2 protein-coding genes are annotated in these 14003 nt (G+C 74.5%); both read left to right on the top strand.

The window, feature by feature from the left end; all coding sequences use genetic code 11:
* A partial coding sequence (locus ACWDBB_RS35395; RefSeq protein ID WP_449793514.1) for an SDR family NAD(P)-dependent oxidoreductase occupies window positions 1–13055 on the top strand: 13055 nt, incomplete at its 5' end.
* Between the two features lie 62 nt (window positions 13056–13117).
* Window positions 13118–14003 (top strand): beta-ketoacyl synthase N-terminal-like domain-containing protein (locus ACWDBB_RS35390; protein WP_449793515.1); only part of this gene is annotated, 886 nt, incomplete at its 3' end.

Raw genomic sequence — 14003 nt, 5'->3', positions numbered from 1 at the left:
GCTTCCACGACGGTGTCCGGGCGCTGGAGGCCGCGGGCGTCACCCGTTTCGTGGAGCTGGGCCCCGACGCGGTGCTGACCGGGCTGGCCCGCGAGTGCCTGGACTCCGAGGAGGCCGTGCTCGCCGCCGCCACCCGGCGCGAGCGCCCCGAGCCGGACACCCTGCTCACCGCGCTGGCCCAACTGCACATCGCCGGCTGCTCGCCCGACTGGGGCACCCTGTTCCCGGGGGCCGCCAGGGTTGACCTGCCCACCACTGCCTTCCAGCGCAGCCGCTTCTGGGTCGAGCTCCCGGCCTCGGTCGGTGACGTCGCCTCCGCCGGCCTGGACTCCACCGAGCACCCGCTGCTCGGCGCGGCCACCATGCTGGCGGACTCGGACGGCGCGGTGCTCACCGGGCGGCTCTCGGTGCGCACCCACCCGTGGCTGGCAGACCACGTGGTCGGCGACCGGGTCGTGGTGCCCGGCACCGCCATGGTCGAACTGGCCATCAGGGCCGGCGACCAGGTCGGCTGCGGCCACCTGGAGGAGCTCACCCTTGAGGTGCCGCTGGTCCTGCCCGAGCAGGACGGCATCCGGGTGCAGGTCACCGTCGGCACCCCCGACGCCGCCGGCAGTCGTACGGTGAGCGTCTACTCGCGCGCCGAGAGCGCGGCCGCCGAAGTCCCGTGGACCCTGCACGCCTCCGGCCTGCTCGGCCAGGCGCCCGCGCGCACGGGTGAACGCCTCACCGAGTGGCCGCCGGCCGGTGCCGAGATGCTGGAGACCGCCGGCCTCTACGAGCGGCACGCCGCCTCAGGCCTGCACTACGGCCCGACCTTCCAGGCCCTGCACGCCGCCTGGCAGCGCGGTGACGAGTTGTTCGCCGAGGTCCGCCTGGCCGATCGCCCGGCCGCCGACGCGGGCCGGTTCGGCCTGCACCCGGCCGCCTTCGACGCCGCACTGCACGCGCTCGCCCTGCTCGGTGACGGCTCCGACGACGAGACCGCCCGCCTGCCCTTCATGTTCTCCGGCGTCTCGCTGCACGCGGTCGGCGCCTCGGTGCTGCGGGTGCGGCTGCTCGCCACCGGAGCGCACTCCTTCGCCGTCGACCTGGCCGACGCCACCGGCGCCCCGGTCGCCTCGGTGACCTCGCTGGCCTCCCGCCCGCTGACCAACCTGCGCCGGCAGCAGGGCCCTTCGAGCGACGCGCTGTTCCGGCTCGGCTGGAGCCCGATCCAACTGGCCGAGATGGCAGACGAGGCCGACTACCGCCTCCTGCACAGCGTGGCGGGCAACGACGCCGAGGCCGTCCGGGCGGCCGTCCACGTGGCGCTGGCCGCGGCACAGGACGAGGACCCACGGCCGCTGATCGTGGTCACCCGCGGCGCGCTCTCGCTCGCCGGGGAGGAGGTGGCCGACCTGGCGGGCGCCGCGGTGTGGGGCCTGCTGCGCTCGGCGCAGTCGGAGAACCCCGACCGTTTCGTGCTGCTGGACCTCGATGCGGACGCCGACGCCGAGGCGCTCGCCGCCTCCGTACTGGCCAGTGGTGAGCCGCAGGTGGCAATCCGCGCCGGCGCGGCCCGCGCCGCCCGGCTGACCGCCGCCGAGCTCACCGCCGAGGCCGCGCCGGAGCTCGACCCCGAGGGCACCGTCCTGCTGACCGGCGCGACCGGGGGCCTCGGCCCGGTGCTCGCCCGGCACCTGGTCACCGCCCTCGGCGCGCGCCACCTGCTGCTGCTCAGCCGGCGCGGCGGCGCGGACGAGCTGACCGCCGAACTCACCGGGCTCGGCGCGCAGGTCACCGTCCGGGCCTGCGACGTGGCCGACCGTGCCGCGCTCGCCGAGGTGCTGGCCGAGATCCCGGCCGAGCATCCGCTCACCGCCGTGGTGCACGCCGCCGGGCTGCTCGACGACGGCGTGGTCGCCTCGCTGACCCCCGAGCGGATCGACGCCGTGCTGCGGCCCAAGGTGGACGGCGCGCTCAACCTGCACGAGCTCACCGCGGACGCGCCGCTGCACGCCTTCGTGCTGTTCTCCTCGGTCGCCGGGCTGGTGGGCGCACCGGGTCAGGGCAACTACGCGGCCGCCAACTCCTTCCTGGACGCGCTGGCCGCCCGGCGCCACGCGCTCGGCCTGCCTGCCCTCTCGCTGGCCTGGGGGCCCTGGGCCCCGGTCGGCGGCATGACCAGCTCCCTGGAGGAGGCCGACCGGGCGAGGATCTCGCGCGGTGGCATGACCGAGCTGTCCGCCGAGGACGGCGTGGCGCTCTTCGACCTGGCCAGGGCCACCGGGCTGGCGGCCCTGGCCCCGGTGCGGCTGAACCTGGCGGCGCTGCGCCGCCAGGGCGCCGCGCTCGCCCCGGTGTTCCGCTCCCTGGTGGGCCGTACGGTGCGCCGCGAGGCGGTGGCGGTCGAGGGTTCGGAGTTCTCCTTCGCCGACCGGATGGCCGAACTCGGTGAGCAGGAGCGCGCGGACGCGCTGCTCCAGCTGGTCCGGGGCCAGGTCGCGGCCGTGCTTGGGCACGCCTCCGCGGAGGCGATCGACCCGGGCCGGGCCTTCCAGGACCTCGGCTTCGACTCGCTGGCCGCCGTCGAACTGCGCAACACCCTGACCGCCGAGACCGGCCACCGGCTGCCCGCCACGCTGGTCTTCGACTACCCGTCACCCGAGGCGCTGGCCGGCTACCTGGTCACCCGGTTCAGCGGCGTCAAGTCCGGCCCGCGCAAGGCCGCCCGGGCGAGCGCCGCCCGTACCGACGAGCCGATCGCGATCGTCGGCATGGCCTGCCGCTACCCGGGCGGGGTGACCTCGCCGCAGGAGCTGTGGGACCTGGTGATCGGCGAGAGCGACGCGATCAGCGCCTTCCCGGACAACCGGGGCTGGGACATCGACCGGATCTACGACCCGACCCGCGAGCGCCCCGACACCAGCTACGTCCGCGAGGGTGGGTTCCTGCACGAGGCCGGCGCGTTCGACGCCGGGTTCTTCGGGATCTCGCCGCGTGAGGCGCTGTTGATGGATCCGCAGCAGCGGTTGCTGCTGGAGAGTTCCTGGGAGGCGTTGGAGGGTGCGGGGATCGATCCGGTCTCGCTGAAGGGCAGCCGCACCGGTGTGTTCGCCGGGGTGATGTACCACGACTACTTCGGCGCGTTCGGCAGTGGCAGCATCGTGTCGGGTCGGGTGGCTTACACCCTCGGTCTGGAGGGGCCGACGCTGTCGATCGACACGGCGTGCTCCTCCTCGCTGGTGGCGCTGCACCTGGCGGCGCAGTCGCTGCGCGGCGGCGAGTCCACCCTCGCCCTGGTCGGCGGCGTCGCGGTGATGTCGACCCCGGACCCGTTCGTGGAGTTCAGCCGCCAGGGTGCGCTCGCCCCTGACGCGCAGTGCCGCCCGTTCGCCACCGGCGCCGGCGGCACGGTCTGGGGTGAGGGCGTCGGTGTCCTGGTCCTGGAGCGCCTGTCGGACGCCCGCCGCAACGGGCACCAGGTGCTGGCCGTGGTCCGCGGCACCGCCGTCAACCAGGACGGTGCCTCCAACGGGCTGACCGCGCCCAACGGGCCCTCCCAGCAGCGGGTGATCGAGCAGGCCCTGGCCAACGCCGGGCTGTCGGCGAGCGACGTCGACGTGGTCGAGGCGCACGGCACCGGTACCACGCTGGGCGACCCGATCGAGGCGCAGGCGCTGCTGGCCACCTACGGCCAGGACCGTGGTGGGGACCGACCGCTCTGGTTGGGCTCGATCAAGTCGAACATCGGTCACACCCAGGCGGCGGCCGGTGTGGCCGGCGTGATCAAGATGGTCCAGGCGATGCGCCACGGCGTGCTGCCCAAGACCCTGCACGTGGACGAGCCCTCCACCCACGTGGACTGGTCGGCCGGCGAGGTCCGGCTGCTGACCGAGGCCCGGGCCTGGCCCGAGGTCGAGCGGCCGCGCCGGGCCGGGATCTCCTCCTTCGGGATCAGCGGCACCAACGCCCACACCATCATCGAGGCCGTCACCGAGCAGGTCGCCGAGCAGCCGGAGACGAGCGCGGCGCCGACCGCGGCCCCGTGGTTGCTCTCCGCGAAGTCCCGGGCGGCGCTGCCCGCCCAGGCCGAACGGCTGCTGGCCTTCGTGGACGCCAACCCGCAGCTCGCGCCCGCGGACCTGGCCCACGCACTGGCCACCACCCGTGCCCACTTCGAGCACCGCGCGGCCATCGCCGGCGCGGACCGCGCCGAGCTGCGCGACTCGCTGGCCGCGTTGGCCACCGGGCGCACCGCTCCCGGGCTGGTCGAGGGTACCGCCACCGGCTCCCGCCCGGTCTTCGTCTTCCCGGGCCAGGGCTCCCAGTGGCAGGGCATGGCCACCGAGCTGCTGGCCTCCTCGCCGGTGTTCGCGGCCGCGATGGCCGAGTGCGCCGCCGCCTGTGCGCCGTTCACCGACTGGGACCTGCTGGCCGAGCTGAACGGCCCGCTGGACCGGGTGGACATCGTCCAGCCGCTGCTCTGGGCCGTCATGGTCTCGCTGGCGCGGACCTGGACCTCGTACGGGGTGCGCCCCGCCGCGGTGATCGGGCACTCCCAGGGCGAGATCGCGGCGGCCGTGGTGGCCGGTGCGCTGTCGCTGGAGGACGGCGCCCGGATCGTCACCCTGCGCAGCCAGGCCATCGCCCAGGACCTGTCCGGCGGGGGCGGCATGATGTCGGTCGCGCTGCCCGTCGACCAGGTGGAGGAACGATTGGCGGCCTTCGACGGCCGGCTCTCCGTCGCCGCGCGCAACGGGTCGGGATCGGTCGTGGTCGCCGGCTTCGTGGACGCCCTGGACCTCCTGCAGGCCCAGCTCAAGGACGAGGGCATGCGGGTCAAGCGGCTGCCGGTGGACTACGCCTCGCACTCCGCGCAGGTCGAGGCGATCCGGACCAGGTTGCTGGAGACCCTGGCGGACGTCTCGCCGCTTCCCGCCGAGGTGCCGTTCTACTCGACCGTCACCGGCGGGCTCGTCGACACCACCGAGCTGAACGCCGAATACTGGTACACCAACCTGCGTCAGACCGTGCTCTTCGAGCAGGCCGCCGGGGCCGCGGTCGGCAAGGGCCATGGCGTGTTCATCGAGTGCAGCCCGCACCCGGTGCTCACCGTAGGCCTCCAGGAGACCTTCGACGGCGTGCGGGCGCTGGGCTCGCTGCGCCGCGAGGAGGGCGGCCCGGCCCGGTTCGCCGCCGCGCTCGGCGAGGCCTTCGCGCACGGCGTCGCGGTCGACTGGCGACAGGTCTTCGAGGGTCTGCTCCCGCGCCGCGTCGAGCTGCCGACCTATGCCTTCCAGCACGAGCAGTACTGGCTGGACAGCGTCTCCGGCAACGCCGACGTCACCTCGGCCGGTCTCACCCGGACCGACCATCCGATCCTGAGTGCGGCGATGACCCGTGCCGACACCGACGGCACCGTCCTCACCGGCCGCCTCTCGCTCGGCACCCACCCGTGGCTGGCCGACCACGTGGTCGGCGGGGAGCTGCTGTTCCCCGGCACCGGCTACCTGGAACTGGCCCTCCAGGCCGCCGATCAGGTGGGCCTGGGCCGGGTCGCCGACCTCACCCTCCATGCCCCACTGGTCTTCCCCGAGCACGGTGCGGTGCAGCTGCAGGTCGTGGTCGGCGCGGTGGAGGAGTCCAGCCGCCCGGTCGGCATCTACTCCCGCCCCGAGAGCGAGGCCGACGACGAGCCCTGGATCCGGCACGCCGACGGTGTGCTCGCCCCGGGCGGCGCGCCCGCCGAGCCGGAGCTCACCCTCTGGCCGCCCACCGGCGCCGAGCCGATCGATCTCGACGGGGTGTACGAACAGCTTGCCGAGGCCGGACTCGCCTACGGGCCCGCCTTCCAGGGCCTGCGCGCCGCCTGGCGCCTGGGTCAGGAGGTCTACGCCGAGGTGGCCTTCGCCCAGCAGGTGGACGGCTACGGCCTGCACCCGGCCCTGGCGGACGCCGCCCTGCACACGGTCGGCCTGACCGGTGCCGCCGAGGACGAGGCGCTGTTGCCGTTCGCCTGGTCCGAGGTGCGCCTGCACGCGACCGGCGCCAGGGAACTGCGGGTCCGGGTCAAGCCCTTGGGTCAGAGCGGCGCGGTGGAGCTGACGCTCGCCGACGCCGACGGCGCGCCGGTGGCGAGCGTCGGCTCGCTCGCCCTGCGCCCGATCCCGGCCGAACAGCTCGCCGCCGCCGCCAAGTCGGCGCGGGCGGGCGCGCTCTACCAGGTGGAGTGGATCACCGCGCCGACCCCGGCCGTCGACCCCGCCCACGACCCGGTGGTGCTGCGCAGCCCGGCGGGTACCAGCGCAGACGAGGTTCGGGCAGCCGTGCACACCGTCCTCGACCAGCTGCGCGAGCAACTGGCGGGCGAGGCCACCGTGCTGGTGGCCACCGGCGCCGACCTGGCCGGTGCGGCGGTGGCCGGACTCGTCCGCTCGGCGCAGTCGGAGAACCCCGAGCGGATCGTCCTGGTCGAGCTCGACCAGGACCCGGCCTCCGAAGCGCTGCTGCCCACCGCCTTGGCCGTGGGCGAGCCGCACCTGGCGATCCGGGGCGGCGCCATCCGGCTGCCCCGGCTGGTCCGGGCCGAACCGGCCGCCGACCAGGAACGGTTGGAGCTCGACCCCGCGGGCACCGTGCTGCTGACCGGCGCGAGCGGCGCACTGGGCACCCTGATCGCCCGACAGCTGGTCACCGAGTGGGGGGTGCGGCACCTACTCCTGCTCAGCCGCCGCGGCGCGGCCCCCGAGCTCGTCACCGAGCTCACCGAACTCGGCGCCGAGGTCACCACCGCCGCCTGCGACGTGGCGGACCGCACGGCGCTGGCCGAGGCGGTGGCGAAGGTCCCGGCGGAGCATCCGCTGACCGCGGTGGTGCACGCGGCCGGGGTGCTCGCCGACGGCGTGCTCTCCTCGCTCACACCCGAGCGGCTGGATGCCGTGCTGCGCCCCAAGGTGGACGCGGCCTGGTACCTGCACGAGCTGACCGCCGGTCTCGACCTCAAGGCGTTCGTCCTGTTCTCCTCGGCCGCCGCCACCCTCGGCTCGCCGGGGCAGGCCAACTACGCCGCGGCCAACGCCTTCCTGGACGCGCTGGCCGGCCACCGCCGGCGGCTCGGCCTGCCGGGCCAGTCGCTGGCCTGGGGCCTGTGGGCGCAGGCCAGCGGGATGACCGGCACGCTGGACGACACCGACCTGTCCCGGATCTCCCGGGGCGGCGTGGCGGCCCTGGCCACCGATGAGGGATTGGCGCTCTTCGACGAGGCGCTGCACTCCCGGCACCCCGCCGTGCTGCCGATGAAGCTGGAACCGGCCGGACTGCGGGCCCAAGGCGACGTCATGTCACCGCTCTTCCGCGCCCTGGTGCGCTCCCGGCGCCAGGCCGTCTCCGGTCAGCCGGCCGCCGGCGCCGACTCGCTGAGCGGCCGGCTGGCTGCCCTCGCCGAGGCCGAACGCAAGCCCTTCCTGGTGGAGTTGGTGCGCAGCCAAGCCGCCTCGGTGCTCGGGCACCGCTCGGCTGAGGCGGTCGAAGCGCACAAGGCCTTCCGTGAGCTGGGCTTCGACTCGCTGGCCGCGGTCGAGCTGCGCAACGGCCTGGCGGCGGCCACCGCGCTGCGCCTGCCGGCCACCTTGGTGTTCGACTACCCCAACCCCCTCGAACTGGCCGGCTACCTGCTCGACCAGCTGGTCGGCACCCTGGCGGCCGTGCCGGTGCAGGCCGCACCCGCCCGCTCGGAGGAGCCGATCGCGATCATCGGGATGAGCTGCCGCTACCCCGGCGGCGTGAACTCGCCCGAGGATCTGTGGAAGCTGGTCGTCGGCGAGGTGGACGCCATCGGCGAGTTCCCCACCGACCGAGGCTGGGACCTGGAGTCGCTCTACGACCCGACCCTGGACCGCCCCGGCACCAGCTACGCCAAGCACGGCGCGTTCCTGTACGACGCGGGCGACTTCGACGCCGACTTCTTCGGCATGGATCCGGAGGAGGTGCTGGTCACCGACCCGCAGCAGCGGGTCCTGCTGGAGACCGCCTGGGAGGCGCTGGAGCGGGCCGCCATCGACCCGGTCTCGCTGCGCGGCAGCGCGACCGGGGTGTTCGCCGGCGTGATGTACCACGACTACTTCGAGAGCTACGGCTCCGGCAGTGTGGTCTCGGGCCGGGTCGCCTACACGCTCGGCCTGGAGGGGCCGACGCTGACGGTGGACACCGCCTGCTCCTCCTCGCTGGTCGCGTTGCACCTCGCGGTGCAGTCGCTGCGCCAGGGTGACTGCACCCTGGCACTGGCCGGCGGGGTGACGGTGATGGCCACCCCGGGGACCTTCGTCGAGTTCAGCCGGCAGCGCGGCCTGTCGCGCGACGGGCGCTGCCGCCCGTTCGCGGACGCCGCCAACGGCACCGGTTTCGGCGAGGGCGCGGGCGTCCTGCTGCTGGAGCGGCTCTCGGATGCCCGCCGCAACGGCCACCAGGTGCTGGCCGTGGTGCGCGGCACCGCGATGAACCAGGACGGCGCTTCCAACGGCATCACCGCCCCCAACGGTCCCGCCCAGCAGCGGGTGATCCGCCGCGCGCTGGCGGCGGCGGGCGTGCCCGGCGGCGAGGTCGACCTGGTCGAGGCGCACGGCACCGGCACCACGCTGGGCGACCCGATCGAGGCGCAGGCCCTGATCGCGACCTACGGCAGCGAGCACACCGAGGAGCGCCCGCTCTGGCTCGGCTCGATCAAGTCGAACATCGGACACACCCAGGCCGCGGCCGGGGTGGCCGGCGTGATCAAGATGGTGCAGGCGATCCGCCACGGGGTGCTGCCCAAGACCCTGCACGTGGACGAGCCGTCCCGGCACGTCGACTGGACGGACAGCCACGTCCGGCTGCTCACCGAGTCGTTGGCATGGCCCGAGTACGACCACCCGCGCCGGGCCGGGATCTCCTCGTTCGGGATCAGCGGCACCAACGCGCACGTGGTGATCGAGGCCGCGCCCAGCGCTCCCGGTGAGGAGGCTGCCGTGCTGGTGGAGCAGCAGCCGCAGGCTCCGCTGCTGCTCTCGGGCCACAGCCCGCAGGCGCTGCGCGCGCAGGCCGAGCGGCTGTTGAGCCACCTGGGCGAGCGGGCCGAGCTCGATCCGCGCCAGGTCGCGGCGGCGTTGGCGAGTGCCCGCGGCCACCACGCCCACCGGGCGGCGGTGAGCGGCGGTGACTGGGACGAGCTCCTGCGCGGCCTGCGGTCGTTGACCGAGGGCCATGCCTCGCCGAGCGTGGCGCTCGGCACCGCGACAGCGGGTCGCACCGCGTTCCTCTTCTCCGGCCAGGGCTCGCAACTGGTCGGCATGGGCGAGGAGTTGATCGACACGTTCCCGGCCTTCGCGGCCGCCTTCGAGGAGGTGTGCGAGCGGCTGGACCCGCTACTCGACCGGCCGCTGCGCGAGGCGCTGTCCTCGGCCGAGCTGCTGGACCGCACCGAGTACACCCAGCCCGCCCTGTTCGCGCTCGAAGTCGCGCTCTTCAGGCTGCTGGAGTCCTGGGGCATCCGCCCCGACCTGCTGGCCGGGCACTCCATCGGCGAGTTCGCCGCTGCCCACGTGGCCGGGGTCTGGTCGCTGGCGGACGCCGCCCGACTGGTCGCCGCGCGCGGCCGGCTGATGCAGGCGCTGCCCGCCGGCGGCGCGATGGTGGCGATCAAGGCCACCGAGGCCGAGATCGAGCCGCTGCTGACCGAGCGGGTGAGCATCGCGGCGGTCAACGGGCCGAGCTCCGTGGTGATCTCGGGCGAGGCGACGGCGGTGCGCGCGATCGCCGAGCGGTTCGAGCGGACCAGGGAGCTGGCGGTCAGCCACGCCTTCCACTCGCCGCTGATGGAGCCGATGCTCGCCGAGTTCCGCGAGGTCGCCGCCGGGCTGGAGTACCACCCGCCGCGGATCGCCGTCGTCTCCACCCTGACCGGCGCGCAGGCTGCCGCGCAGGAGCTGTGTTCACCGGAGTACTGGGTGCGCCACGTGCGCGAGGCGGTGCGCTTCGCGGACGGCGTGCGGGCGCTGGAGGAGGCCGGTGCGTGCCGGTTCGTCGAGATCGGTCCAGGCGGGGTGCTGACCGCGCTGGCCGCCGAGAACCTGGCCGAGGGTCCGAGCGGTGACGCCGCGCTGATCCCGCTGCTGCGCAAGGACCGGCAGGAGTCGGCGGCGGTGCTCACCGCCCTGGGCGCCTTCCACGTTCACGGCGGCGCGGTGGACTGGGCGCGGCTGCTGCCGGCCGGTGCCGCGGTCGAGTTGCCGACGTACGCCTTCCAGCGCCGCCGGTACTGGATGGCGAGCGAGCCGGCGGGCTACCGGGCGACGGTGGACCACCCGCTGCTGGGCAGCGCCGTGGACCTCGCGGGAGGCGAGGGCACGCTGTTCACCGGACGGCTCTCGTTGCAGAGCCATCCCTGGCTGGCCGATCACGCGGTCGGTGGGGTGGTGCTGCTGCCCGGCACGGCGTTCGTCGAGATGGCGCTGGCGGCCGGCGCGGACCTCGGGGCCGGCGCGGTCGAGGAGCTGACCATCGCCGAACCCCTGCTGCTGCCCGAGCAGGGCACGGTCCGGCTGCAGTGCACCGTGCGTCCGGCCGATGCCGGGACCTGGACGTTCCAGGTCTACTCCCGCACGGCGGACGAGCTGGGGGCACCTCCCGGCCGCCAGGCCGGGGGCCCGTGGACCTTGCACGCCACCGGGTTGCTGCGGGCCGCTTCGGCCCCGGCGCCCGGCACGTCGCAGGCCTGGCCGCCGGTCGGCGCCGAGGCGCTCGACCTGGAGGGGACCTATGAGCGCCTGGCCGAGCTCGGCGCCGAGTACGGCCCGCTGTTCCAGGGGCTGCGGGCCGCCTGGCGGCTGGCTGACGAGGTCTTCGCCGAGGTCGAACTCCCGCTGGAGACCGATCGGTTCGGCATTCATCCGGCACTGTTCGACGCCTCACTGCACGCCATCGGACTGCGGGCGGGTGCGGCGCGCCGGATGAGCCTGCCGTTCGCCTGGAGCGGGGTCGAGCTGTACGCCGTGGGCGCGCGGGCGCTGCGGGTGCGGATCAGCCCGGCCGGCTCGGACGCGGTGCGGATCGAGCTCGCCGACGGGGCCGGTGCCCCGGTGGCCCGGGTGGAGTCGCTGGTGCTGCGCGAGGTCGCGGTGGACCGGCTGGCCACGGCCGGCGGCAACGACTCGCTCTTCGCCCTGGAGTGGACCGGGCTCACCGGCGGCCCAGTGCCCTCGGGCGGACACTGGGCGGTGCTCGGCACGCACCGGCGGCGGCTGCTGGACGCCCTGGAGGTGCAGGTCGCCACGGTCAGTACGGTCGCCGACCTCGACGAGCTCGCGGCGCTGGCCGACCCGGTGGACGTCCTGGTGCTGCCCTGGGCGGGCGGCGACGATCCGCGGGCGGTCCACGAGGGCCTGGCCGCGCTGCTCGGCCGCCTGCAGTCCTGGCTGGCCGACGATCGGTTCGCGCAGGCGACCGTGGTCGTGGCGACCAGTGGCGCGGTCTCGCCGACCGGTGAGGACGTCACCGACCTGGCCGCTGCGGCGGCCTGGGGGCTGATCCGCACGGCGCAGTCGGAGAATCCCGACCGGATCGTGCTGATCGACCTGGACGACCACGACGCCGACGACGAGGCCGACCCGGGTTGGCACCTGCTGCCGGCCGCCGTCGCCTGCGGCGAGGCGCAGATCGCGGTGCGTTCGGGTGTGCTCAACGTGCCGCGGCTCACCAGGGCGGCGAAGGCCGTACCGGACACCCCCGTCGAGTGGAGCGGCCGGGTGCTGCTCACCGGCGGCACCGGGGCACTGGGCCGCCTGGTGGCCCGTCACCTGGTCACCGAGCACCGGGTGTCGAGCCTGCTGCTGCTCAGCCGGCGCGGCGAGGCGGCGCCCGGCGCCGCCGAGCTGCACGCCGAACTCGCCGGCCTGGGCGCCGAAGTGACCATCCTGGCCTGCGACCTGGCCGACCGGGAGGAGCTGGCCGCAGTGCTGGCGCGCTACCCGGTCTCCGCGGTGGTGCACTCCGCGGGCGTGCTGGACGACGGGACGCTCGCCTCGCTGACGCCCGAGCGGTTGTCCGCCGTGCTGCGACCCAAGGTGGACGCGGCCTGGCACCTGCACGAGCTGACCAAGGACCGACAGCTGTCGGCGTTCGTCCTGTTTTCCTCGGCGGCCGGTCTGCTCGGCAGCCCCGGGCAGGCGAGTTACGCCGCCGCCAACGCGTTCCTCGACGGCCTGGCCCTGCACCGCAGGGCGGTCGGCCTGCCGGCCACCTCGCTGGCCTGGGGCGCGTGGTCGGGCAACGGCGGCATGGCCGACCGGCTCAGCGAGGCCGACAGCCGCCGGATGGCCCAGTCGGGGGTGGGCAGCCTCAGCGAGGAGGCCGGCCTGGCCCTGTTCGACGCCGCGGTCGGCCGGGCGGAAGCCGTCCTGATGCCCGCACGGCTCGACCTGGCCGCCCTGGCCCAGGGCAACCGGGTCCCGCCGCTGCTGAGTCGGCTGGTGCGCTCCTCGTCCGCGCGGCGGGTGGCGCAGGCAGCCTCCACGGCCTCGGCCGCGCTGCGGCGCAGCCTGGCCGGGCTGGTCGGCCAGGAGCGGATCGCGTTCCTGCTCGAGCTGGTCGGCACCCAGGCGGCCGGGGTGCTCGGGGTCACCGAGGTGGCACTGGACCGGGCATTCAGCGAACTCGGCTTCGACTCGCTGACGGCGGTGGAGTTCCGCAACCAGCTCAACGAGGCCACCGGGCTGCGGCTCTCGGCCACGCTGATCTTCGACTACCCGAACCCGAGGGTGCTGGCCCGGCACCTGGAAGCCGAACTGGCCCCGGCCGAGGGCTCGGCCGGCGAAGTGCAGGAGACTGCGGTGCGCCAGGCGCTGGGCGCGATCCCGCTGGCCCGGCTGCGCGACGCCGGCCTGCTGGACAGCCTGCTCGAACTGGCCGGACTCAAGGCGGAGTCCGCCGCCGAGTCGAAGGGCGACGACGGCGAGAGCGGCGAGTCGATCGACACGATGGACATCGAGAGCCTGATGAACCTGGCCCTTGACGACTTCGGTGGACAGGAGGAGCTGTGACAGGGGGTACTCCGGTGGCGAAGAGTGGGAGCAAGGAGCAGCCGCAGAACCCGGGCACCAGGATGGTCGACGCCCTGCGGGCCTCGCTGAAGGAGACCGAACGGCTGCGGGAGCAGAACCGCAAGCTGACCGCGGCCCTGCGCGAGCCGATCGCGATCGTGGGCATGGCCTGCCGCTATCCGGGTGGGGTGACCTCGCCGCAGCAGCTCTGGGAGCTGGTGACCGAGGGCGGGGACGGCATCACGCCGTTCCCCACCGACCGGGGGTGGGACGTCGACCTATACGATCCGCGGCCGGGTCTGGAGGGCAGGTCCTACGTCCGCGAGGGTGGGTTCCTGCACGAGGCCGGCGCGTTCGACGCCGGGTTCTTCGGGATCTCGCCGCGTGAGGCGCTGTTGATGGATCCGCAGCAGCGGTTGCTGCTGGAGAGTTCCTGGGAGGCGTTGGAGGGTGCGGGGATCGATCCGGTCTCGCTGAAGGGCAGCCGCACCGGTGTGTTCGCCGGGGTGATGTACCACGACTACTTCGGCGCGTTCGGCAGTGGCAGCATCGTGTCGGGTCGGGTGGCTTACACCCTCGGTCTGGAGGGGCCGACGCTGTCGATCGACACGGCGTGCTCCTCCTCGCTGGTGGCGCTGCACCTGGCGGCGCAGTCGCTGCGCGGCGGCGAGTCCTCCCTCGCGTTGGCCGGCGGTGTGACGGTGATGGCCTCGCCCGGCACCTTCGTGGAGTTCAGCCGCCAGCGCGGGCTCTCCCCGGACGGCCGCTGCAGGGCGTTCGCGGAGGGCGCGGACGGCACCGGCTTCGCCGAGGGCGTCGGTGTCCTGGTGCTGGAGCGGCTCTCGGACGCCCAGCGCAACGGGCACCAGGTGCTGGCCGTCATCCGTGGCTCCGCGGTGAACCAGGACGGTGCCTCCAACGGGCTGACCGCGCCCAACGGGCCGTCCC

Source organism: Kitasatospora sp. NPDC001095 (genome assembly GCF_053598615.1).
Note: the sequence above shows the minus strand (reverse complement) of the source record. Positions and strands in the feature narration are given on the sequence as shown.